At 71.7% G+C, this 23,795-nt stretch carries 17 protein-coding genes; 9 read left to right on the plus strand and 8 right to left on the minus strand.

From position 1 onward, the window contains the following. Positions 1–78: 78 nt before the first annotated feature. From ACLIYP_RS11915 to ACLIYP_RS11930, 4 genes are all read left to right on the plus strand, one after another. Complete coding sequence (locus ACLIYP_RS11915; RefSeq protein ID WP_412713107.1) at positions 79–2,739, plus strand: ATP/GTP-binding protein; 2,661 nt, start codon at positions 79–81, stop codon at positions 2,737–2,739. Between the two features lie 5 nt (positions 2,740–2,744). Then, positions 2,745–3,680 carry a phosphotransferase gene (locus ACLIYP_RS11920; protein ID WP_412713108.1) on the plus strand — a complete coding sequence of 312 codons (936 nt, stop codon included), beginning with the start codon at positions 2,745–2,747 and terminating at the stop codon, positions 3,678–3,680. A gap of 332 nt (positions 3,681–4,012) precedes the next feature. Then, a complete protein-coding gene (locus ACLIYP_RS11925) occupies positions 4,013–5,821 on the plus strand; it encodes a GmrSD restriction endonuclease domain-containing protein (RefSeq protein WP_412713109.1) in 1,809 nt (602 codons plus the stop codon). Then, complete coding sequence (locus tag ACLIYP_RS11930; RefSeq protein ID WP_412713110.1) at positions 5,818–6,873, plus strand: CBS domain-containing protein; 1,056 nt, start codon at positions 5,818–5,820, stop codon at positions 6,871–6,873. Before ACLIYP_RS11925 ends, ACLIYP_RS11930 begins: the two co-directional genes overlap by 4 nt. 110 nt (positions 6,874–6,983) lie before the next feature. On the opposite strand, the gene ACLIYP_RS11935 is transcribed toward ACLIYP_RS11930, so the two are convergent. Next, positions 6,984–7,421, minus strand: coding sequence for a DUF4259 domain-containing protein (locus ACLIYP_RS11935; RefSeq protein ID WP_412713111.1), 438 nt, complete (start codon positions 7,419–7,421; stop codon positions 6,984–6,986). Positions 7,422–8,189: 768 nt separating this feature from the next. Between ACLIYP_RS11935 and ACLIYP_RS11940 the strand changes: the two genes are divergently transcribed. Then, complete coding sequence (locus ACLIYP_RS11940) at positions 8,190–9,029, plus strand: pentapeptide repeat-containing protein (protein WP_412713112.1); 840 nt, start codon at positions 8,190–8,192, stop codon at positions 9,027–9,029. 349 nt (positions 9,030–9,378) lie between these two features. Here the strand turns inward: ACLIYP_RS11940 and ACLIYP_RS11945 are convergent, their stop codons facing one another. Beyond that, entirely contained in the window at positions 9,379–9,582 is a 204-nt protein-coding gene (locus tag ACLIYP_RS11945; RefSeq protein WP_412713113.1) for a DUF397 domain-containing protein, read from the minus strand. Beyond that, positions 9,579–10,463 carry a helix-turn-helix domain-containing protein gene (locus ACLIYP_RS11950; protein WP_412713114.1) on the minus strand — a complete coding sequence of 295 codons (885 nt, stop codon included), beginning with the start codon at positions 10,461–10,463 and terminating at the stop codon, positions 9,579–9,581. The genes ACLIYP_RS11945 and ACLIYP_RS11950 overlap by 4 nt, the downstream gene beginning before the upstream one ends. A 200-nt stretch (positions 10,464–10,663) precedes the next feature. Here ACLIYP_RS11950 and ACLIYP_RS11955 point away from each other — a divergent pair, with 200 nt between their 5' ends. From ACLIYP_RS11955 to ACLIYP_RS11965, 3 genes are all read left to right on the plus strand, one after another. Next, complete coding sequence (locus ACLIYP_RS11955) at positions 10,664–11,404, plus strand: ATP-binding protein (RefSeq protein ID WP_412713115.1); 741 nt, start codon at positions 10,664–10,666, stop codon at positions 11,402–11,404. Positions 11,405–11,977: 573 nt separating this feature from the next. Continuing rightward, complete coding sequence (locus ACLIYP_RS11960; RefSeq protein WP_412713116.1) at positions 11,978–12,625, plus strand: AAA family ATPase; 648 nt, start codon at positions 11,978–11,980, stop codon at positions 12,623–12,625. Next, positions 12,626–12,781 carry a hypothetical protein gene (locus ACLIYP_RS11965; protein ID WP_412713117.1) on the plus strand — a complete coding sequence of 52 codons (156 nt, stop codon included), beginning with the start codon at positions 12,626–12,628 and terminating at the stop codon, positions 12,779–12,781. A gap of 25 nt (positions 12,782–12,806) precedes the next feature. On the opposite strand, the gene pglX is transcribed toward ACLIYP_RS11965, so the two are convergent. The 5 genes from pglX to ACLIYP_RS11990 form a co-directional block, all read right to left on the minus strand. Then, positions 12,807–16,556: a BREX-2 system adenine-specific DNA-methyltransferase PglX gene (gene pglX, locus ACLIYP_RS11970; protein ID WP_412713118.1), complete on the minus strand. Its 3,750-nt coding sequence runs from the start codon at positions 16,554–16,556 to the stop codon at positions 12,807–12,809. Between the two features lie 201 nt (positions 16,557–16,757). Continuing rightward, positions 16,758–19,058 carry a tetratricopeptide repeat protein gene (locus tag ACLIYP_RS11975; RefSeq protein WP_412713119.1) on the minus strand — a complete coding sequence of 767 codons (2,301 nt, stop codon included), beginning with the start codon at positions 19,056–19,058 and terminating at the stop codon, positions 16,758–16,760. Between the two features lie 158 nt (positions 19,059–19,216). Further along, a complete protein-coding gene (locus ACLIYP_RS11980; protein WP_412713120.1) occupies positions 19,217–19,741 on the minus strand; it encodes a hypothetical protein in 525 nt (174 codons plus the stop codon). Between the two features lie 126 nt (positions 19,742–19,867). Then, positions 19,868–21,895 (minus strand): NACHT domain-containing protein, encoded by a 2,028-nt coding sequence (locus ACLIYP_RS11985; RefSeq protein WP_412713121.1) that lies wholly within the window; start codon positions 21,893–21,895, stop codon positions 19,868–19,870. A gap of 186 nt (positions 21,896–22,081) precedes the next feature. Next, positions 22,082–22,483 (minus strand): ATP-binding protein, encoded by a 402-nt coding sequence (locus ACLIYP_RS11990; RefSeq protein ID WP_412713122.1) that lies wholly within the window; start codon positions 22,481–22,483, stop codon positions 22,082–22,084. A gap of 320 nt (positions 22,484–22,803) precedes the next feature. On the opposite strand from ACLIYP_RS11990, the gene ACLIYP_RS11995 reads away from it, so the two are divergent. Beyond that, positions 22,804–23,795: small ribosomal subunit Rsm22 family protein (locus tag ACLIYP_RS11995; protein ID WP_412713123.1), on the plus strand; the 992-nt coding region annotated here is incomplete at its 3' end.

Genomic DNA, 23,795 nt, shown 5'->3' on the forward strand with positions numbered 1-23,795 from the left:
AGTGACCACCGCTTGACTGGCGGTCAGCACCCTGATGCGCTTGGGTGATCGGAGAACACGCGAATCGGGGGTGTCTGGGTGTCTCGGTCGGATCTGCGGGCGCTGTTCCGGTCCAACGACCATGAGGTGAGGGCGGTCGACTTCTTCGCCGACCGGCGGGACGAGTGGGACACGGTGGCGGAGAGCCTGATACGGCACGCCCGACGGGTGCGGGAGCCCGGGTTCGACGTGGAGGACCTGGAGTCCCCACGCCGCAACGTGCTCGTCTTCTACGGGGTGGGCGGCATCGGCAAGTCCACGCTGTCGCGCGGCATCGCCGAGCACCTGGCGGACGGCGAGGGAGGCCGGGGCGACTGGCCTCCGCTCGATCCGTATGTGGGCCGGGTGGTGCCGGTCCGGGTGGACCTGTCCCGCGACTCGGGCGGGGACTTCGAGTCGCTGATGCTGGCGCTCCGGCTGGCCGCCGCAGAACTCGGGCAGCCCATGCCGACGTTCGACATCGCCCTCCAGCGCTACTGGGAGCGCAACCACCCCGGCGAACCGCTGGACGAGTACCTGCGGCGCCGCACCTGGTTCAGCCGCTTCCCCGGCACGCGGACGATGTCGGGGCAGATGCAATCGGCCCTGGCCGACGTGGCGCAGGCGGTGGCGCTGCCCGGCACGGCGGGCGCGCTGGTCGGCCAGGGGATGCGCTCACTGGTACGGGCACTGCGGGAACGCCGGCACCAGGTGCGGTCGCTGGCCGAGTGCAGGCGGCTGGCCGACCTGCTGGAGGCCGACGCGGACCTGGAGGCGCTCAGCTACTACGCCCACCTGCTGGCGTGGGACCTGAGCAGGGTGCCGGAAAAGCACCGGGCGACACCGGTGGTCCTGCTGGACACCTTCGAGGACGTCGGCGACCGCGTCCACCGCGATCTGGAGAGACTGATCCAGCGAGTGGTGTGGCTCATGCCCAACGTGCTGTTCGTCGTCACCGGCCGAAACCGCCTCCAGTGGGACGACCCGAAACTCGAAGGCCAACTCGACTGGGCAGGAGCGCACTTCTGGCCCCAGCTCGCGGGCGGCGCGAGCGAGGAGCCGCGCCAGCACACCGTGGGGTACCTGTCGGCGGAGGACTGCGAGAGGTACCTGCGCGAACGGCTCACCGTCGACGGCCGCCCGCTGATGGACGAGCGGACCCGGCATCTGGTGACCGCCAACTCCCATGGTCTGCCGTTGTATTTAGACCTCGCGGTGATGCGCTTCCTGGACCTGTACCGGCGGTACGGACGGGCACCGCAGCCGAGCGAGTTCAACCTCGACTTCCCCGCCCTGGTCGCGCGGACCTTCCGCGACCTGAGCCCGAGCGTGCGGCACGTACTGCGCGCGGTGAGCCTGCTGGACTCCTTCTCCGTGCAACTGGCCTCGGCCGCCGCCGGACTCGACCACGACGCCCCCGCGCTGGAACTGGTCGAGCGGCCGTTCGTGGACAACGATCCGGGCGCGCCCTGGCCGTACCGGATTCACGAACTGGTCCGGGAAGCGGTCCGGGAAGCCGACTCCACCAGCGAGGACCGCTGGAGCGCGGCCGACTGGCGGCGGGCCGCGCAGCGCACCTTCGACGCCCTCGGCCGCGAGGCGGCGGGAGACCGCACCCGCCTGGTGGCCGCTCTGCGGCAGGGCATGCGCCTGGCGCGCGATCACGATCTGGAACTGGGGTGGCTGACGGACGCGGCCTTCCGCTACGTCGACGACTTCGTCTGGGAACCCGTCGAGATCCCCGGCTCCCCGGAGGCCGGAGCGGACCCGGACGCGATCGGGAGCGCGGCCGAGGCGCTGGCCACGGCACTGTCCGCCATCGCCCGGCGCCAGAGGCAGCACCGCGGCCTGACCGCCGAGCGGCTGCGCGCGGTACTGGACTCCGGACGGCTGCCCAAGCCGCTGCTCGAACTGCCCAGGTACTTCCTCGCCGAGTGCGACCGGGATCTGGGGAACTTCGACCGCTCCCTGGAGGGGATGAGGCAGGTCGCCGACTCCGCGGGACGGCTCGCCCCCACCGCCGCACGCGGCCTGGTACACCTGGCCCGCCGAGTGGGTCGCTTCCCCCAGGTGCGGGAGGCCGCCGAGAGCCTTGGAGCGGAGGGCCGCCGCGACCGGGTCCTGGGCGATCTGTGGTGGACCCAGGGGAACACCGCCCTGGCCTGCTCCTCGTACGCCGCAGCGCGCGACGAGGCGCTGAGGCTCGGCCAGCCGGGTGAGGCAGCGCTCTCCCAGGCGTGCCTGGCCTTCGCCGCCGCTTTCCAGGACCGCCCCCGCGCCGCCGAGCAGATCGCCCGCGCCGAGGAGATGCTGGAGGGGGTGTCGATCCGGTGGGCGGAGATCCAGACCCGGATCGCCGCCCTCGTACGGGACGCGGGCGTCGCCCCCGACCTGCCGCAGCGGGCGGAGGAGGCCGCCGCGCGGGCGCGCGAGGCCGGACTGACATCCTCGGCCGCCTACGCCCGGTTCGCCGCGTGCCTGCACGCGGCGGTCCTCGGCTCACCCGAACTGCTGGCCGAGGCGCGCGCCCGGCTGGAAGAGTGCGTACGCGGCGAGGAATTCGCGTACCTGGCGGAACTGTCCCACCTCATGACGGGGGAGGAGCCCCCGTCCGGCCTGCCCCAGGCGCGCTGGCTGGACGGGCGGGCGCAGGTCCGGGCCCGCTGGACGGCCATCGTCGAGGACCGCCGCCGGGAAACCGCCACGACCAGAGGAGAGTAGAACGGGTGGCGAAGTACACCACACTGGACCAGATCGACCTGCCCGCCGTCGCCCGGAGCTACGGGCTGGATCAGCCCCGGCTGGAGCCCCTGACAGGGGGCGCGGCGAACTCCAGCTTCAAACTGATCAGTACCTCCGGTACATACGTCCTGACCATCCTCGACAACCACGACCTGCCCAGCGCCCGGCGTCTGGCCGCACATACCCAGGCCGTCTTCCGCCTGGGGGTGCCGACCACCGAGATCGTCCCCGCCTCCGACGGAGCACTGACCGCTCGGCTCGGCGGCCGTCCGGTCATCCTCAAGAAGTGGGTCGAGGGGATGGTGAAGCAGCCGCTGCCGACTCCGCTCCTCCCGGAGGCCGGACGCGTTCTCGCCCGGCTTCACACGCTCTCCCCCCGGTCCCCGGGGCTCGATGACATCCCCGTCGGAACTCGCAGGCTGTCAGACCATCACCGCTCTCTCATCCCGCAGTTCGCCGACACCGGCTTCGCCGACTGGCTCACCGGCCGGCTGGACCGAATCCGCAGCGCGGAGGCCAAGAGCGACCGTCCCAGGACGGTCGTGCACGGGGACCTCTTCGACGACAACATCATCGTGGGCGAGGACGACCGCCTGACCGTTCTGGACTGGGAGACCATCTCGCTCGATGACCCCCTCCTCGACCTCGGCATGGCGGCCGTAGGGCTGGCCCAGGAGGGCGGAATCCTCGTTCCGGAGCGCCTGGAAGCTCTCGTCACCGGCTACCGGCGGATCGTGCCGCTGACGGACGCGGACACCGCCGCGCTGCCCATGGAGATCGAGCACGCGGCTCTCATCATCGCTTTCCACCGCTACTACCGGCACAGCGTCCGCTTCCCCGATCCGGCCAAGAGCACCTACCACACAGAAATGATCAAGTTCGTCGACTCCGTGGAGTCCGCCGTGCCCCGGCTTGAATGAGTACTCCGGAGCTGTGCCCGCGCCGGAGCGGACTTCCTCCCGTCCGGCGCCCGGGCCGTGGGGCGAAAACGCGCCGGATGCCCGGCCCCGCCGTGCGCCGGGCGGGCGGCGCTCCGGCGAACCGGGCGTTCCTCCCGTAACCCCCTGAGCACCGGGTTCCCCGGGGCCGGAGAGCACGGGCTCTGCCGACGGCCCCCCGCGTACCGCCTCCCGCGCCCTGGCCGGATCCCTGCGGCGTGCCGGCGGAAGCGAAGGGATCTTTTGACGCTTCGTCAAACCCCTTGTTGCAATTGTCTTTTGAACAATCCGGCCGAACGTGGGGAAGAGACGGCGTGGCGCTCGACAGTCCGAAGCTCAAGGACGTCCTCAGGGACGTCGCCTCCGGGGTCCTTCAGCTCCCCGACTTCCAGCGCGACTGGAAGTGGGACGACGAGCGCATCCGGGCGCTCATCGCCACCGTGACGCTCGACTACCCGCTCGGCGTGGTGATGGCCCTGGAGACCGGCGGCAAGTCCCCCTTCAAGGCCCGCGCCCTCAAGGGGGCCGAGGGCATGGGGGAGAAGGTGCCGGACCTGCTCCTGCTGGACGGCCAGCAGCGCATGACCTCCCTCTTCCAGGCCCTGCACCGCGGCGACCCGGTCGAGACGGTGGACACCCGCGGCAAGCAGCTCAGGCGCTGGTACTACGTCGACATAGCCAAGGCGATCGGCGCGCCCTCCGAGCGCGACGAGGCGGTGGTCTCCGTCCCCGAGGACCGGATGCTGAAGACGGGCTTCCCCCGCCGGGAGACGGTCGACCTGACCACGCCCGAGCTGGAGTGCGCGGCCGGCCACTTCCCGATCCACCTGGTGTTCGACACCCAGAAGGTCAACGCCTGGAAGAGGATCTTCGTCGGGATCGCCGACGAGAACTGGGACCGCTGGACGCAGTTCGAGGAGAACGTCCTCAACAACGTGAAGTCCTTCCAGGTGCCGATGATCAAGCTCGCGGCCTCCACCACCATGGACGCGGTCTGCGCCGTCTTCGAGCGCGTCAACACCGGCGGCGTCCCCCTCAACGTCTTCGAGCTCCTCACCGCCACCTACGCCGGCGACCAGGGGTACAAGGCCGGGCACGGCGACTACTACCGCCTGCCGGACGTGTGGCACGCGATCAAGCGGAAGCTGACCTCCGCCCACCCCGTCTTCGGCCGCATGGAGGCCGGCGTCGAGGACGGCCTGAGCAGCAGCGACTTCCTCCAGGCCGTCGCCCTGGTGCGCACCTGGGAGCGCAAGCAGGAGGAGCCGCGCGCCGCGGTCTCCTGCAAGCGCCGCGACCTGCTGGACCTGCCCCTGGCCGACTTCGACCGCCTGGCGCCCCGCCTGGCCGACGCCTTCCACTGGGTGGGCGCCTTCCTGGAGCGGCAGGCCATCGTCCGCACCACCGACCTGCCCTACCGCACCCAGCTCGTCCCGCTGGCCGCCGTGCGGGCCATCGTCGGCGACGAGACGGACACCCCCGGCGCCGGGGAGCGCATCGACCGGTGGTACTGGTGCGGGGTGCTCGGCGAGATGTACGGCGGCGGTGTCGAGAGCCGCTTCCCGCGCGACGTGGAGCAGCTCATCGCCTGGATCCGCGACGCGGACGCCCCCGCCCCCGACACGGTGGCCGAGGCGGTCTTCCTCGACGACCGCCTGGACAGCCTGGCCACGCGCAACAGCGCCGCCTACAACGGCGTCTACGCCCTGCTGGTCAAGCAGGGCGCGGTGGACTGGTACTTCACCGAGTCGCCGCTGACCCCGGCCCGCATGGTGGAGCAGAACGTGGACGTGCGGCGCATCTTCCCCCGCAACTGGGTCGAGAAGAACGCCCCCGACTACGCCCGCCGCGTCAACTCGATCGTCAACAAGACCCCCTTGTCCCTGCGGGCCGGCCGCAGCATGGTGGGCGCCCCGCCCGCTTACCTGAAGACGCTGGTGCAGGAGTCGGGCATGCGCCCGGAGTGGTTCGACGACGTGCTCGCCACCCATCTCATCGACCCCGCCGCCCTCCACGAGGGCGACTTCGAGCGCTTCTACGACAGCCGCGCCAAGCAGCTCCTGGAGCTGGTGAAGTCGGCCATGGGCAAGCAGACCGTCTTCCGTGAGGCGCAGGGCCGGTGAACGCGGTGCCCCACACCCCCTCGGAGGAGGAGCTGCGCGGCCTCGGCGGCCGGACGCTCACGGTCTCCGGCCTGCTGGAGGTCTTCGGCGTGCGCACGCGCGACGACCAGACCGTCCTGCACATCACCCAGGCCCTCAAGGACGCCGGTCTGACGACGGACCCGGACTTCGCCTCCCGCCGGCTGCGGGAGGAGTTCCGGGTGGTGTTCCTCCAGTCCGCGTCGGGGACGGCTCCCGACAGCGAGGCCGGGGAGGAGGACGAGGGCCTGCCCTGGGGCGCGCTGCCCCAGCAGCCCTTCACCATCGGCGACATCCCGGCCGCGCGCCGCGGCGTCGAGCGCGTCGCCCCCGGCGACAAGCTCACCCAGGCGATGTACCTGATGCAGACCAAGGACTACTCGCAGGTGCCCGTCCTGGACGGCGACTCCGTCCTGAAGGGCGTCGTCACCTGGCGCTCGGTCGCCATGCTCCTCGCCACGGGGAAGGACCCGGAGCTGGACAACGCCGTCGAGCCCGACCCGCCGGTCGCCCAGACCTACCAGGAGTTCTTCTCCCTGCTGCCCACCATCCGGGAGTACGGCTACGTGCTGGTGCGGGAGAACGACGGAACGGTCACCGGCATCGTCACGGCGGCGGACATCACCGAGCGCTTCGACGACACCGCGCGCCCGTTCTTCCTCGTCGGCGAGATCGAGTACCGGCTGCGCAGGTGCCTGGGCCCGAAGATCCCCGCCGAGGCCGTCAAGGCCGTCCAGATGCGGGAGAAGACCGGCCGGATCACGGACCTGATGTTCGGCGACTACGTCAAGCTCCTCGACGGCGACCAGCGCAACAAGCACGGCGCCCGCAAGGAGGCGGCCTGCGCCGCCGCCGACCGCAACTGGGCGGCGCTCGGCTGGGACAGGGTGGTGGACCGCGACGAGTTCGTCCGCCAGCTCGACCGGGTGCGCGGCATCCGCAACAAGATCGCCCACTTCGACCCCGAACCGCTGCCGCCGGGCAAGACCGAGGAACTGCGCCAGTTCGTCACCCTGCTCCGCCAGCTCACCTGAGCCGGTCCCCGGCGGTCCCTGCCGGGGCGGGGCGTATCCGCCGGGGGAAGGGACCGGGGCCGTGCGTGGTTCCGGCCCACGTTCCGCGACCCCTGGCACCGGGGCACCGGTCAGGCGCCGTGCGGTGCTTCCTCCCGGGGACCGGATTCGGGCGCGAGGACGGCGCGGAGGCGGCCGATGCCCTCCCGCCACTGCGGGCCGCTGTTCGTCTCGGCCCAGAGTTCGGCGAGCTCGGACTCCTCGGCGACCACCCGGTCGAGCGCTTCGACGGCAAGCGGCCGAAGGTCGCCGGAGAAAGCGGGAAGGGCCTCCTTGGGCCCGTAGTACTCGCTGACCGGCTCACCGCCCGGGCACTGCGCCGCGACGAGCGCGGCGGCCGCGACGGCCTTCTCGCCCTCCGAGCCGTCGAGGTAGCCGCGGGCCCGGACGGCTCGGCCGAGCGTCGTGCGCACGAGGCTCTCGCGTTCGTCCGGGGCCGTCCCGTCCAGGGCGCCGGCGAAGTCCGCGGCCGTGTCGTTCTCGAAGGGGCCGAGGTCCCAGGTTCCCATGTCGATCTCCTCGCGTTGGCGTGCGGCGATCATCGCAGCGGCCACTGACAGCGGCCGTCATGAGGAAGCGGGACGCGCTTTCGCGGGAGGGCGGAGCCGTCGCGGCCGGACATCCGGCGCCCGGGCATCCTGACCCGGTCGGCACGTCCTTCGACAACGCCCGGGTCCCAGGGCAGGTGGGACCGCCTGCGCCGCCGCCACGGGACCGGCTCGCCGGTCCCGTGGTCGTCGCGGGTGACGGCGAACGGCTGTCCGGCCCGGGCGGCGTCCATGAACTCCCCCGACCTGCCGCGCGGTTCGGGTTCGGTGGTCTCGGGCTGTGTCACCTGGGGTTGCCGGAGGGCTTCAGGTACGTGAGGCATGTGCCTTTGCTTTGTACGTGCCTCACACGTATCCGGGGGTGTCGAGGCATGTCGGCCATGTGAGCCACGGTATGCCGCACCGGCTGCGGTGGAGGTCGCCGTGCTCGCCTCCATGCTGTGGGCGGAGGGGTGAACGGCTCCCGGGGAAGGGCGGTCCGCCAGGTACGGCCGGGCGGCGACCTCCACCCCCGTTCGCTCACGCACTGCTACAGCTTCGCAACACCGGGCGCACCGGCTGCCTGCCGCCCCTATCAATGTATTCATGGCCGCCACATCGCCCCGCCGCTCCGGTCGTGCCGCCCGTCTGCAGCGCGTCGCCCGCCGCCGCACCCGCACCGCGCCCCGCCGCGCGCCCGCCCCGATCGGGTCCCGCCCATCGGGCAGACGCCGCCGAGCCCCCGCCCCCGTGTCTCCCGCCGCCCGGCAGCCGGTCGCCGCCGCGCCGACGGACCGGTGGACGCGCGTCCAGCAGGCCGCGGGCACCCTGGCCGCCCTGGGCACCCTCGCCGTGATCGTCTTCACCTGGCTGTCGATCCAGCAGGTCGACGACGAACACGCCCTCACCCGCGAGGGGCAGGTCACCGACCGCTACAACGCCGCCGTCGGCAACATCGGAGACGACGCCCTGGAGGTACGTCTGGGCGGCATCTACGCCCTGCAGCGCATCATGGAGGACTCCCCCCGCGACCAGCCCTCCATCATCAATGTCCTCTCCGCCTACATCAGCAATCACGCCGAGAAACCGGAAAAAAGCGCAGACGGTTCTGAGAACCCAGCCAACGGCGTCCAGGTGGGAACAGATATTCCCGACGAGAAGCTCGCCAATGACGTCCAGGCAGCTCTCACCGCACTCGGCAGTCGGGATTCCGCCCATGACAGCACCGCCCTGATAGACCTGCAGGGCGCAGACCTGCAGGGTGCGGACCTGAAAAGCGCGGACCTGCGCAAAGCGGATCTGTCCGACGCGGTTCTGGTCGAAGCGGACCTGCGCGGCGCGGACCTGACCGGCGCGAACCTGCGCGGCGCGCACCTGACCGGCGCGAACCTGACCAACGTAACCCTGATCAACGCGGAGCTGTCCGGCGTGGACCTGTTCGACGCCTTCCTGACCGGCGCGGACCTGTCCGGCGCGGACCTGTCCGGTGCCTTCCTGACCGGCGCGGATCTGAGTGGTGCGGACCTGACTGGCGTGGACCTGTCCGGCACGGATCTGAGTGGCGCAGAACTGGAGCGCGCGAGGCGGTAGGGCATCACTACACCTGGGCCGGTGGCTCGTCACCGGCGCGCTGGGATGTGAGTGGCCGCTGTGATGACTACAGCGACCCCTACCGGGGCACTGCCATCCGCTTGTCGGGGTCGTGGCGCGGCCGCACCACGACCCCGACAAGCCCGTCAATCAGGTAGTCGGACGCGGCCAGGAAGCGTCACGACCGTAACGCTCCCCGCCACCTACTTCACGTAGATGACAGACGGACTACTGCCCTGACCTGTGTGAACACGTATGTACCCCTGGACGACGAGGGAGGCCATACCGTTCACGGTCGGCCGAGCGAGCCGGTCCTCCCGGGCGGGACCGCCCGGGAGGACCGGCCGGCTCAGCGCAGGTGGTCGAGGAAGGCGGCCCAGGCGGCCGGGCCGATGCCGAGGACGGGGCCGGTGGGGCGCTTGCTGTCGCGGACGGGGACTATGCCGGGTACGTCGTCCGCCACCTCGACGCACTCGTTGTTGCCGCCGCTGTGTGTACTGCTGCGCCACGTCGCGCCCGACAGGTCCGGAGTGCTGTGGCGTGCGTTCTTCATGCTCTGTGCTCCTTGGCCCTGCGGTGGATGACGGCACGGGACTCCACCGGAGAGAGCGCCGATGTGCGCGCGGCGTCGAACAGGTCCCGGTATCGGGAGACCTCCGCCTCACGCTCAAGCCACATGGAGCCGGTCGGGTTGTCCGCCAACACCACGTCGAGCGCCCCCTCTTCGGGGAAACCCAGCACCACGTACGGGCCGAACATACTCGCATGGGCTCCACGGGAGAACGGCAGCACTTGGACAGTCACGTTGGGACGTTCGGAGGTGTCCAGAAGGTGTTGTAGCTGTGCCTTCATGACCTCCGGACCGCCAACCTGCTGGAGGAGCACGGCTTCCGAGACGACGGCCCAGAGACGGAGCGGGGATTCGCCGGTCAGCCTCTCCTGACGAGCGAGGCGTACCCGCACGAACTTCTCGATCTCGTCCGCCTTCTGCCACTGCTGTGAGGCCACCGTCACGGCCCGGATGTACTCGGGTGTCTGGAGCAGCCCCGGCACAAGCTGCGCCTGGAAAGTGCGGATGGAGTCCGCCATGGTCTCCAGCGAGATGTAGTCGCGGTAGGTGTCCGCGAGAACGGAGCTGTACTGGTTCCACCATCCCTGCCTGCGGCGGCGGTTGGCCTTGCGCGCCAGGGCGGCCAGTCGCTCGCGGGTGTCGGGGTCGGACACCTCGTAAGCGTGCAGCATGGCGGTCAGGTCCGGAAGCCGGACCGCAACCCGGCCGTTCTCGATTCGGCTGATCTTGCCCTTGGTGCAGTCGAGAGCCTCGGCGGCCTGGACGGTCGTCAGTCCTGCCGCCTCCCTCAAGCGGCGCAGCTCGTCTCCGAGTTGGCGGCCGAGAACGGTGGACGGGTTCAGGGTGTTGCTCTTCGCAAGCATGTCGACACGTTTAGCAGAGCAACAGGCTTCAGGGAATGGTATTAATCCGAAAGAGGGAACATCGACATCATCCCTACTGGAAACGTTGCAAGTGCGCTTGATCCGCCTTCATTCTGCTGGCCATGGACGCCGGAGTCCCACGGCCAACTGGCCGCTTCCGCAAGGGACTCCGGTCGAGCATCGACTCCCTGGGAGCTGCCATGGCCGCACCGCATCACGTCACCTTCCGGCTGTCCCGCCGTCGTAGCAGCGTGCCCAGAGCGCGGGCACTGCTGGGGGCGGTGCTCGGGGAGTGGGGGGTCGGACAGGACGTGCTGGAGACGGCGGAGCTGGTGCTGTCGGAGCTGGTCACCAACGCCGTACGTGTGCGCGTGCCGAACGACCGGCAGGTGGGGGTGCGGATCGCGCACTCGCGGTCGGACGGTCTGCTGCGGCTGGAGGTGAGCGACGCGGGGAACGGTTGGCCCAGGTTGCGCAAGCCCGACGCGGACGAGACGGGCGGGCGCGGTCTGCTGCTCGTGGAGTCGCTGGCCCACCGCTGGGGCGTACGGAGGCGCGCGTGCGGGATCGGGAAGACGGTGTGGGCCGAGTTGAAGGCCCCGGACCTCGTGGCCGTGCCCGTCGAGAGGGAGATCGCGGCGGTGACGGTCCAGGCCGGGCAGCAGGTCAGGTTCTGGGGGCTGTGGAAGACGGTCCGCAGTGTCAGGGGCGAGCGTTCGCCGCTGGGCGGACTCGCCATGGTGCTGGAACTGGACGACGGCCCGGCGATGCGCGTGGACGCCGCCGAACCGCTGGTCGTCAAGGACGGCGAGGAGGCCGTGACAGCCGACAGGGAGGAGCCGGCGGACGGGAGCGGGCAGACAGACCAGGGCGTGTCCGGAGTCCCTGTCCAACCCCGGAGCAGCAACGAAGACCGGCCCGCCGAGCAGGTTGACGGCTGATGCGCGACTGCGGGTTCGGGGTGATCACTCGCATCGAGATCGACGGATACAAGTCCTTCGAAGGCTTCGTCCTCGATCTGCAACCGTTCGTGGTGCTGCTGGGAGCCAACGCCTCCGTGAAGTCGAACCTGCTCGAAGCAGTGGACCTGCTGGGTCGGCTGATCCGGGAACCCACCGGGCAGACCTTGGCCGACCACGCCCGCCGAGGCGGTCCCAAGGAACTCTTCCGGCGAGGCCCGGACGGCCGTCCGGCCAGGACCATGCGGATCGCGGCCGACGTCATCGTGGGTGGGCAGTCGGGGCCGTGTTTCCTCAGAGCCGTCACACGGGTCCTGTATGCGGATCCCCCCGAGCCGCTGCATGTCGAGGTGGAGGTCGGCAACGTCCGCGACCACCTCACCGACGCCGAGATGCGCGAGTACGTGCGCTCTCTCGGGTTTCCCTCCCGCGGCGTGGGGGCCCGGCACCGGGGAGACGCACGTCACCGGAATCCCCGTACAGGAGAGCAGGTACGGCAAGGGACTTGCCGCGGCGACCAGGAACCGGCGGATCATCGAGCCGTCTCCCAAGGCCATGCGCGCCGCTTCCTCCACATACGACACCGCGCCTCTCACCGAGGAGGGCAGGAACCTGGGTGCCGTTCTGGGACGGCTCTCGCGGGATCCCGAGAACTGGTACGACTTCAAGGCCGATGCGGCGGCGCTGCTTCCAGACCTCGCGGACATCACGGTGGAGGCCAATGCCGAGTGGGGGCAGTGGGACATCTGGCTGCAGCACAAGCATGAGTACCGCATGACTCCCATCACGGCGTCGGCGGGCATCCTGCGAGTGCTGGCACTGCTCGCCGCGGCCCATGACTCCGCTCATGAAGGCGTCCCCATGTTCGAGGAACCGGAGAACGGTCTTCACCCCAGCAGGGTCCCGCAGTTGCTGTCGAGGTTGCGGGGGAGGACCAGCGATCCCGCGACCCTCACGTCAGGGCACGGTCGCCAGCCCCTGGTCACCTCGCACCCGCCCGTCGCACTCGCCGCCGCTCCGGAGGAAGTCCGGGAGTCGGTCGTCTTCCTGGACACGGTGCCCCGGTTCGGTCACGGACTTCCACCCAGGAAACCGCCACGGGCCAGGAAGGTCGCGGAGAGCGGAGATCGGGGGACGTTCGTGACGCCTCTGGAAGTACGCAAGTATCTGGACCCGGTGGGACGGTTCGCACGTGGGGCGTAGGTGCCGAAGGCCGCAGCCCTGAGAGGCCTGCTGGATACGGCGCTCGGCGGGTGGCGCGATGCCGAGTGGGACTTCGACCGGCTGGGACGGACGGTGACGCTGGAGACGGTGTTCAAGGTCCGTGAACGCCGGTTCCTCCTTCCCCTTACGCGGTGAGGGGAAGGAGGAACCGGCGCTGCTGTCACGCCTTGGCGGCGCGGCGGCCTCGGGTGGCGGCCTGGGGCCGCCAGGCGCGCAGGTCGTCGTCGGTCAGACCGTGCTCACCCTGCTTCTGCTGGCGGTAGCCGGCGAAGAAGTCGGCCGGGGAGCCGCTGTAGAGCACGTCGAACTCGTTGTGCCACTGGTTCAGCCACGGCTGGAGCTCCAGCAGGCCCGCGAGGAACGGGGTGATCTCCTCGGTGGACAGCGCGGTGTTGGTGAAGTACGTGGCCAGCGCCTGGGCCTGCTCGCGGTGGTCCCAGCCCGCCCAGCCGTACAGCTCCGGAGTGGCGGCGTTGGTCTGGCCGTAGGAGATGAACCGCTCCTTGGGCACGTCCAGCTTCCCGCGCGCCTTCCAGTAGGAGGGGCGCAGGAAGTCGGCCGAGGTGTACTTCGGCGGGACGGGGATCGAGTCGCGGATCTTGCGCTTGGCGGGCTCGTCGGGGGCGGCGTCCTCCTGGCGCTGGAGGTCCCATACGTGTTCCCAGTCGGCGCGCTTCTTCAGCCCGCTGGGCTTGTAGCGCAGGGCGGCCAGGAACGGCACGTGCTCGCCGCTGATCAGCTCCGCCACCACGGCCGCCAACTCCTTGCGCGGGGCGTAGAGCTTGGCGACGGCGGTGAAGTCCTCGTCCTGGGAGAGGGCGTCGGTGAGGCGGGCCAGGGTGAGGATGGTGGGCTGGCCGCTCTCGTCGAACCACAGCTCGCGGGTCTCCATCCGGTCCAGCAGCCACGAGCGCAGCGCCTTCTCCTGCATGGCGTCCCAGCCCTCGGTGGCCCAGCGCCGCTTGTACTCCGGCCGCTCGACCATCCCGATGGCGCGGGAGGACTCGATGGCGTCGATGCGCTTCTGGACGACCTCACGGTAGGCGGCCGGCCAGTGCGCGGGAATCTCGGTGATGGGGGTGGAGCCGTGCCGGGTGAACCACTCGCCCGACGCTTCCCCGGTCGCTACCCTGCGGGCGAGCACGATCTCGAACGCCCGCTCACCGAGGGCCAGTTCGGGGATGTTGGGGTCGTCGGGGTCCTCGGAGACTCGCAGATCCTCGTCATGCAGGCCATAGAGGGTGTAGACCTGCCAGTCCAGCTCCTCCTGCAACGCGATCATCCGTGCCCGCGTGGCCTCCCACCGCGCCCGCGCCTCCCGCAGCACCCCGACGGTGGGCACCGCCTCGGCCGCGACGGCCGCGGGGCTGGCAGCGGCAAGCTGCTGGGCAAGACTATCGAGGGCAGTGGCGAGAGCAGTGGGGTATGCGGCAGGGAGTGGAAATTCCTGAAGCTTAGTCCCGGTGAACTCGAAGAAACGCTCCCAATCTTGGGATTTGAAACCTTCGTTCACGCCTTGGCTTCCTTTGTCATGACTCACCTGCTTGAGCCAAAAACCAGCCGCGGAGCTGTTGAGTAGCCCGAGAAGCCGCAGGTGCTCTTCCTCGCTCGCCCCCTCCCGTAGTCTGATAACAGGAGCGGTTCGAATAAACACCCTCTTTTTTCTATTTAGTGCGAAGTGGTTATGGGTTGAAACGAATGGAAAGGCAATTGACATTGGCGTGTCGTATCGCCTCCTAAAGAACATCGAGTACTCGAACCAGGTTAGTCCGCGCTGGAGCTGGGTCTTGCCGAAAGCGGTGCGCCCTCGAAGGAATACACGCGAAGGCCAGAGTAGTCTCTCTGCGGCGCGAGGTGCTTCGGCGCTCAGGTCGCGCTCGGAGTACGGCCACAGTGAAAGCACAGGGCTGTGAACGACGTAGTCTCGAACTTCTCCCCCCTCGACGAGGGGGCGCCGGTGTGTTGGTGGTACGCCGTAACGCCTAAGTGTTGCCGCGCCAATCATGTAAGCTTCGTCTTCGCGAGTGACGGCACCGGCGCCGATTTCTTCAGAGGCTTCGAAGAGGTTGCGCTGGCTAGCGGCGGCTAGTTGGTCGATCATCTCTAGTCCGCCGTCCGAGAGTACCCATGGCTGTTTTCTGAAGTATCTTTCACGTGAAAGATTGTCGACAGAGACCCATTGGCTTGCCGAGCCGGGCTTATCGATTTGGTCGACAATAGCCCTCCAGACTTTTCCCTCTTCTCCCTTTTCGGGAATGCCGGGCTCTCCTTGTACGCTGCGTGCCGTGCGGACAGTTGCTGAGCGCGCATTCCCTCCGCGCCGCCTGCCAATCAGGATCACTGTCGGGGTGCCGTGCCCGGGAATGTATGCGCCAGAGGTGTCGATGACCTCGGTCAGTTCGACCTTATGGGCGAAGTATTCCTCGATCAGTTTGGTCCCGAATTCACGCTTCATGAAGGAGTTGGCGGTGATCTGGCCGACCATGCCGTAGCCGCTGCCGTCGGGCGCTCCGACCTTGGCCAGTTGGAAGAACCGTTCGGCAAACGGCACCGACAGGGCATATGTTCCGGCGCAGGAGGCGTACAGCTCCCGATACAGCGCGTTGAGCTTCTTGTCCTTGACCGTGATGTACGGCGGATTCCCCACCACCACGTCGTAGCGGCCCGGCTCCAGAATGCCGGGGTGTTCGTGCACGTCCTCGGTGCCGTAGGAGAACTCCGCAAGAGGGTCGCCGGACTCCTCGCCCCCCAGCGTCAGTTCGAGCTGTCGTTCCTTTATGAGGGAGTCGCCCACCGCCAGGTGCATCGGCCACTCGTACTTCGCCGCCTCCTCCAGCGTCCGCACACCGCTCGCCGCCATGGCGGCGACCAGCAGGCGGAAGCGGGCGATGGCGACCGCGAAGGGGTTGATGTCCACGCCGTGCACGGAATCCAGCGCGGCCCGGACCCGCTCGTGGACGTCCGTACCCGGCCGCCGCTCGGCCCACAGGCGGACCATGCGGCGGAACGCGCCGAGCACGAAGTGCCCGGACCCGCAGGTCGGGTCGATCATCTTCAGTTCGCCGAAGCGGTCGCCCATCTCCCGCACGACCGGGTTCATCGTCCGGTCGAGGATGAACTCCTCCACGAACTCCGGCGTCTGCAGCAGCGCGTACGTCTTGCGCGCCGCCTCGCTGAGGTCCTGGTACAGGTCGCCCAGGAAGCGGGTGTCCCACCCTTCCGTGCCGTCCTCGTTGAGCGGGTCGGTGAAGTCGTGGACGAGGGCGCCGGTCTCGTCGCGCTCGCGCCAGAACTCGATCAGTTCGCGGGCGCCGTCGTGGGAGAGCGGGATCTGGTACAGCGGGTTGCGCCGCCGGTCGAACAGGAGCCGGCCGGCCTGGCCCGAGCCGATGTCGGCGAACGCCTTCTCCAGCCAGCCCCGGTAGGTGGGGTCGGCGTCCGTCTCCGCGTAGTGGTCGTAGCGGGTCTCGGCCAGCTCGCGCCGGTCGATGTCCGGGCCCGTGACGTACGGCTCGGGGATCAGGTGGTTGTCCTCGCAGAACCGCACGAACACCGTGCCCAGCACCCACGCCACCGCGACCTGCGTGACCCGCTCGCCCAGCCACTGGCTCCAGGGCGCGCCCGTGCGGCCGATCTCGAAGGCCCGGTCGTACTCGTCCCGCAGTCTGCCCGCGACCGACTGCGCCGCCCGTACCCGCTCCCCGCGCTCCGCGGGCAGTTCGTCCGCCCGCGCCTCCACCCAGGCCGCCCACTTCGGGGTGCCCTTCGGATCGGCCTTCCTCTCCTTGCCGTACTCGGCGCGCAGCGGCTTGAGGACGGCCTCGCCGTCCCGCACCTGCCGGTCGAGATCCGCCTCGGCGGTCCTGACCTGCTTGATCAGGTCGGCCAGCAGTGCCTTGCGGTCGATCACGCGATCACGTCTCCCGTCGTGCCTGTCACCCCGCGGGCGCCCGTCGCATCCGTCGCGCCCGTCCCGTAAGCCGCGGCCGCCCGTCCGCCCGCCAAGCGCGCGCCGGTTCTCCGCGGAACCGGCCAAAGGAGGACATGCGGCTTCGAAACCCCTGGCAGATCGTAGTCCCCGGCCGCCTGCCGGGTGGGGGAGTCGTGCGGATCACCCCGTTCCGCCGGGCTCGGGGGACGGCCGCCGGGGGTCCGGGTCGCGCGCCTCCGCCCGGGGCGCGGGGGGCTGCCGGGGGACGTGGCGGCCGTCGGTCTCCGCCCGGCCGCGCCAGTAGGCGAGGTCGGCGCGGGTGGCGGCGATGCTGGGGTGGTGGGGGCCGAGGATGTGGAGCCGGTCGGCGAGGAGGTCGGTGAGCGCGGTCACGGCCGCCGCGGGGTCCCCGGCCGCGCCGCGCCAGCGGGCCAGGTTGTGCCGGACGCCCAGGGTGCCGGGGTGGTCCGGGCCCAGCACCGTCAGGTAGTCGGTGAGGAGGCCGGTGAAGGTCTCGACGGCTCCGGCGCGGTCGCCCGCCTTTCCCCGCAGGTGGGCCAGTTCGTGGCGGGTGGCGAGGGTGTCGGGGTGGTCGGGGCCGATGATGCGCAGGCGGTCGGTGAGCAGCTCGGCGAAAGCCGCCCTGGCGCCCGCGATGTCGCCCGACGCGCCGCGCCACCGGGCCAGTTCGTGCCGGGCGGCGAGGGTGCGGGGGTGGTCCGGGTCCAGGAGGCGCAGGCAGTCGGCGAGCAGATCGGTGAAGGTGGCGATGGCCCCGGCGTGGTCGCCCGTCCTTCCCCGCAGGCGGGCGAGTTCGTGGCGGGTGGCGAGGGTGTCGGGGTGGTCGGGGCCGATGACGCGCAGGCGGTCGGTGAACAGTTCCGCGAAGGCCGTCCTGGCACCGGTGGTGTCACCTGCCGCGCCGCGCCAGCGGGCCAGGTTGTGCCGGACGCCCAGGGTGCCCGGATGGTCCGGGCCCAGCACCCTCAGATAGTCGGCGAGGATCCCGGTGAGCGCCGTTTCGGCGTACTCCACCTTTCCCGCCATGCCGTGCCAGTGGGCGAGCCGGTGCCGGGCGTTGAGGGTGTCGGGGTGGTCGGGGCCGAACCGGGCGCCCACGGAGTCGGCCAGGTGCTGGAAGTGGACCAGGGCGGCGGCGACCTGACCGGCGTTGCCCAGACTGCGGCCTGAGCGGAAGAGCAGCGGGTGGGTCTCGGGCCGGTACAGGGCCTCTCCCGCGTACCGGGCCAGGGCGTCGGTGTTGGCGCGCAGCGCCTGGGCGAGGGCGGTGTCGCGCTCCACCTCCGGCCAGGCGGCCATCAGCGCGTCGGCGGCGGTACGGGCCAGGGCGTCGCGCCGTCCGGGGCCGAGGGAGTCGCGGGCGATGCGCTGGATGAGCTGGTGGACGCGCACCGCCCTGCGGGGGGTGCCGGGGGAGTGGTCGATCAGGCTCAGGCGGTGCAGGGCCCGCAGCGCGCCGACGGCCTCCTCGGCGGTGACCCCCCGGGTGGGCGGGCCGGGCGGACCGGCCCGGTCCGGGGCGTGGTCGGCGGTCTGCGCGGCGGCCCGGTCGGCGAGGTGGTCGGTGAGGTGGGCCAGGGCGGGGCCGCAGGTCAGGACGGAGGCCGGGATGCCGTTGGGGTCGAGCATCGCGGCCAGGCGCAGCATGGGGCGGGCCAGGCCGTACGGGCGCAGCCGGTCGGCGCGGTCCGCCGACAGCGACCAGGCCGCGTCCAGCGGGGCGGCCTGGTCGTCGGGCAGGGCCCCGGCATCGGGCAGGGCGTCGGCCAGGTCGCGGGCGCGGTCGGCCAGCAGGGCGCGGTAGGCGGCGCAGTCCAGACCGGAGTCGATCAGATAGGCGGCGGCCTGGGACAGGGCCAGCGGCAGGTACCCCAACTCGCCTGCCAGACAATCCAGTTCCCCATCCGGCTCATGGCGGCCGCGGGCGGCCAGGGACGCGGCCAGGTACGCCCTCGCCTCCCGGGGGCTGAACAGTCCGACCGGCACCAGGCGGCGGCCCGGCCCGGTCAGGGCCGCGTCCCGGCGGCGGGTGGTGACCAGGGTGCGGCCCAGCGGGCTCGCCGGCGGCCACAGGCCGCGCAGGTCGGCCGGGTCGGCCACGTCGTCCAGCACCACCATCCAGCGGCGCTGCTCCGGGCCGGGCCGGTGCTCCAGCCAGGCCAGGAACTCCCGCGCCGCCGTCTCGGGCAGATCCGGGTCGGAGTACAGGATCCCGGCGGCGGCCTGGGCGTAGGCGGCGACGACCGCCTCGCGCGTCGCGGCGGTGGCCCACACCAGCAGGTCCACGCCGCCCGCCGCCAGGACCCGGCGGGCGTGGTGGGCGGCGAGCTGGGTCTTGCCGACCCCGCCCATGCCGGACAGCACCTGGCACAGCACCGCCGTGCCGCCGCCGTCCAGCGCGCGCTCCAGCTCGCGCACGGCGGCCCGGTCCTGGAAGCAGTCCGCCTCCCTGGGCGGCACCCCGACCAGATGCGGCCAGGAGACGCCGGGGCGGGGGCGGGGATCGGAGTGGTAGTGGGTGTGGAGACTGGCCCGGTCGATGTGCCCGGCGCCGATGCCGCCCGGGGCCTGGACGTACGCCTCGGCGGACAGAGGCGTGCCGTCCGCACCCGGTCCGTTCAGCCCTGGGACGGACCGGGCGGCCGAGGGTGGACATGGGCGCCGCCGTGGATCACCCCGCCGGCGACGCCGCCGTCCGCGCGGAGGTGGACGTCCCCGCCCACGGCCATCCCGTCCCGGCCGACGGAGGGGCCGGCGGGCGGGACGCCCGCGGGGGAGTGGCGCTCCAGCAGGGCGCGCAGCTCACCGGCGAGGCGGGCGCGCTCGTCGCCGTCCACGCTCTCCAGGAGGTTCTCGAAGCGAGCCTGCCAGGCGGCCTCGTGGCGGACGCGCACCGCCCCGGCCCCGGCGGCTCCGGGCTCCCCGCCCCGGTCCCGGCTCCCGCCCGGCTCCGGCCCGCCCGGCTCCAGCTCGGCGGCGGTGCGGTCCAGGCGCTCCAGCTCGGCGTGCTCGCGCCGCTCGTCGCCCCGGCCGAACCAGCCGGCCACCGCGTCCCGCACCGCCGTCCACGCCTCCGTGCCCGCGGCCTGCACCACCGCCGTGCCCCCGGCGGCGGCCAGCGCCGCCAGAGCCTGCTCCAGCATTCCCCGTCCCCCTTTTCGAAGCGTGACCCCCTCGTCACACGGTAGCGCCACCGGCCCCGCCGCGCCTCAGGGCCGAGGCGGGTCGGCGCGGGCGGGGAGGCGCCGGGGATCTGCCCGAGGGGGCGGTCAGCGTGCCGGTTCGGATCCGGCCTCGGATCGCGCGAGCCAGTCCTGGAGCTCCCGGTGGCGGAACTGGTACGCCAGCCCCTCCACACGCAGGAGCCCCGCCTCGCAGCACCAGTCGAGGAAGGAGCCCAGCCCTGCCGGCAGCCGGCCGACCACCGTCAGCTTGAACGCCGTGTAGCGGCGCCAGGCGGGCGCCGAGAGGCTCAGGACCGGGAGGAAGGCGAACAGGGCGCCGTAGAGGAAGCCCGATGCGGACTCCATCAGATGGGCCGAGAGCGCCCCCGCCGACAGCGACACGGAGACCGCGAGCGCCGCCGCGCAGCGCAGCTCCGCGCGCAGCGGATCGCGCGGCCCGGTCAGTGCGGCCTGCGGGTGGCCGGCCACCGGCCACACCGCGCCGACGACCGGGAACGGGGCCAGGTAGCCGAGCGCTATCGCCGTGTACAGGGCAGGCCGGTCGCGCAGCCCGTCCAGCAGGTACAGCACGAGGCCGGCCGTGTAGAGCAGGCCCAGGGCGGCGTACCTCCAGTCGGCCGCCCGCCCCCAGTCCAGCCGGCGCGGCACCGGCTGGTGCGTACTGCGGGCCATCACCGCCTGCGGTCCCACGAGGAGCACGAAGGACAGCACGGCGAGGGCCAGGAAGCTGCCCGGGGGGATGACGAAACCGAGCCGCTCGGCCAGATTGATGGAGACGGTGAACGGAAGGGCCCACAGCGATATCTCCATGGAGGCGACATAGCCCTTCCCCAGCGGCCACAGCCGGTGCGGGACGAGGTCCGTCTCCGGGCCCGCCCCGCCGTCCGGGCGGGGCTCCCGCCCGGAGGGCCGGTCGCCGTCGCGCAGGTGGCGTGCCAGGAGGACGAGCCACTCCTCGACCTTCGCCGGGTCGCGACGCCGCCTTGAGCCCGGCCCGGGGTGCGCGTTGCGGGTCGTGGTCGCCGCGCGCACGTACAGCCCGCGCAGGTGGTCCGGCACCTCCTGGGGAGGCATCGACAGCAGGTCGGCGGGAGAGCGCACCAGGCGGTGGTCCTCGTCGCGCTCCTTGTAGACGGTGGTGAGCAGCGCCATCTTCCAGGGGGTGTCCAGTACGCGGGCCAGGCCGCGCGGGGAGCCGCTCCAGGTGAGCGCCTCGGCGACACCGCGCCACTCCCGCCGCCACCGCCCCGTCTCGTCCCGCAGGCCGCTCGCGCGCAGGAACTCCAGCTGCCGGGCGCTGTCGAGCGGCCGGAGCGTGACGACCGCGGCGTGTTCGAGCCCCGCCTTCCGGCTGAGCCGCTCGTACTGCCCGGTCCGGCAGACCACCACCAGCCGGGCCCTGCCCCCGGGAAGGCCGTAGTCCTTGTTCAGGCGCCCGATCGCGTCGAGCGCCCTGGAGTCGCGCGGCCGTGTGCCGGGCGGGTCCATCTCGTCGAGTCCGTCGAGGATCGGCAGGACGAGCCGGGCTTCGAGCAGTTCGTGCGCCACGGCCCGCGAGGGGGTGAGCTCGCGATCCGCCAGGTGGTCCGCGAGCCAGTCCGTCAGCTTCCGCTCGGTGTTCCAGGCGGACAGCGGTACGCGCACCGGGACGGGCTGCCCCTCCTGCCACCGGTCGAGCAGGTCCGTCATCAGCCTGATGGCGGCGGTGGTCTTGCCGGAGCCGGGCTCGCCCAGGACGACCAGGCGGTTCCGGTGGGAGGGCAGGCCGTCGAAGTACTCGGCCAGCGGCTCCGTCCTGTCGGTCCCCGGGGAGGCGGCGTCCCGGAAGCTCAGGGGGATGATGTCGCCGGGGCCGTCGAAGTAGCTCTGGGGCGCGCTGTTGAGGGAGGTGACGACCCGGTGCCTGAAGTCGGACAGGAGGCGCTTGTGGTCCGGCTGCGAGGCGTTGAGGGACAGGCGCGCCAGGCGCAGGCCGTGCGCGGCCATGGCAGCCCCGGCGACGGCCATCGCCAGACCGCCGATCTCGACCGGCGAGCCGCCGCGCAGCGGTGGGGCGTCCCGCAGGAGGACGACGGCGGCGGCCAGCCCCCATAACAGGAGTGCCAGTGCCATCCACACGACGCCGCGGCGGGCGCGCTGCATTCTCCCCACGATTGACCAAGTGTGCTGTGCGTCGGGGGAGTTGGCAAAAGGGCGGGACGGGGGGAGCCGTACCGCGGCGGCCGTTTCCGCCCGGCGCGCGGGCGCGTGCGCGATGCAACGGGGAAGGACGCACCGGCCCGGCTCCGGGCCCGTGCGTCAGGCGGTCCGGATCGGGAAGGACGCCCGGATCGTCTTGCCCTCGCCCGGGTGGAGGGTGACGGTGACCTCGGTGGCCAGCTCGCGCACCAGCAGCCAGCCGAAGCCGCCGGGGACGGAGGGGTTTATCTGGACCGTCCGCGGCCGCCGGACGCTGGCGTCCGAGACCTCGACCAGCACGCCCCCCTCCACGGAGTCCAGGCGGAAGTCCGTCACCCCGCCGGCGTGGCGGACCGCGTTGGACACCAGCTCCGAGACGCCCAGCAGCACGGCGTCCACATCCGTCTTCGACGCGTTCGGCTCGGCCGCCCGGAGGAAACCGCGCGTTATCTCCCGCGCCCGGTCCCCGGACTGCGGTGAGCGGTTCGTCAATCGCTCCGGCGGGCGGCCTTCCCTGTGCATCGGTCCTCCTCGATTCAGAGCTGCTTTCCCAACTCCACTGCATCGTCTGCCCCCCGAGTGCGCAGCCGAACACAATCGAATCCGATGATCCGGATTCCCTCCCGGAAGGAGGAGGTGAACGCCACGAAGGTATGCAACGACCTATGGCATATGCGTGACAAGAAAGATCGCTCCGCGGCCCCCGGGCGCGAACGGGAACGAACCCGGGGGAATCCGCCGGAAGGGAGATCCCGCCGGACGGCGGGGCGGACGGTGGTGCGGACTACGGGGCGGACGGCGGGGCGGCGGGCGCGGGTGGCCGCCCGCCTACACTTGGCCCGGTGTTCGCCCCCCTCCACATCGACGAAGAGCTGCGCGACGCGCTCGCCCGCCTCCTCGACGGGCTGCCGCCCCGGCAGGCCGCCGGAGCGGTCGAGCGGCTGATCACCGGCTACCGGGGGAACGCCTCGGCTGCCGCCCCCGTCCTGCGCGACCGCGGCGACGTCGCCGCCTACGCCGCCTACCGCATGCCCGCCACCTTCGAGGCCGTCCGCGCCGCCCTGGACGCCCTCGCCGACCGGGCCCCGCACCTGGATCCGGCCACCCACCTGGACGTGGGCGGGGGAACGGGCGCGGCCGTGTGGGCCGCCGCCGCGGTCTGGGGCGACGGCGCGGCGGACACCGGGGGCGCACGGGCGACCACCGTGCTGGACCGCTCCGCCCCGGCCCTCGCCCTCGGCCGCGAGCTGGCCGCCGGATCCGCCTCGGCCGCCCTGCGCGGGGCCGAGTGGCGGCAGGAGCGCATCGGCGCCGCACCGGGGCTGGACGCGGCCGACCTGGTCACCGTCTCCTACGTACTGAACGAACTGCCCGAGGACGCCCGGCACGCTCTGGTGGACGCCGCCGCCGCGGCGGCCCGGCGGGCGGTGGTGGTCGTCGAGCCCGGCACCCCGGACGGCTACCGGCGGATCATCGAGGCGCGCGGACGGCTGATCGGCGCCGGACTGCGCGTCCTGGCCCCCTGCCCGCACAGCGGCGCCTGCCCGATAGAGCCGGGCTCGGACTGGTGCCACTTCGCCGCCCGCGTCAGCCGCTCCTCCCTGCACCGGCAGGTCAAGGGGGGCTCGCTGGCGTACGAGGACGAGAAGTTCTCCTACGTCGCCGCCGTCCGCCCCGGCGCGGACGGCGGCCCGGGCGGCACGCCCGCCGCGGCGCGGATCGTGCGCAGGCCGCAGATCCGCAAGGGCCAGGTCCTGCTCGACCTGTGCACCGGGCCGGACGCCGAACGCGGCGGGCTGCGGCGCGAGACCGTCACCAAGCGCCGCGGGCCGGC

Source organism: Streptomyces nanhaiensis, assembly GCF_046614825.1.
Lineage (GTDB): Bacteria > Actinomycetota > Actinomycetes > Streptomycetales > Streptomycetaceae > Streptomyces > Streptomyces radiopugnans.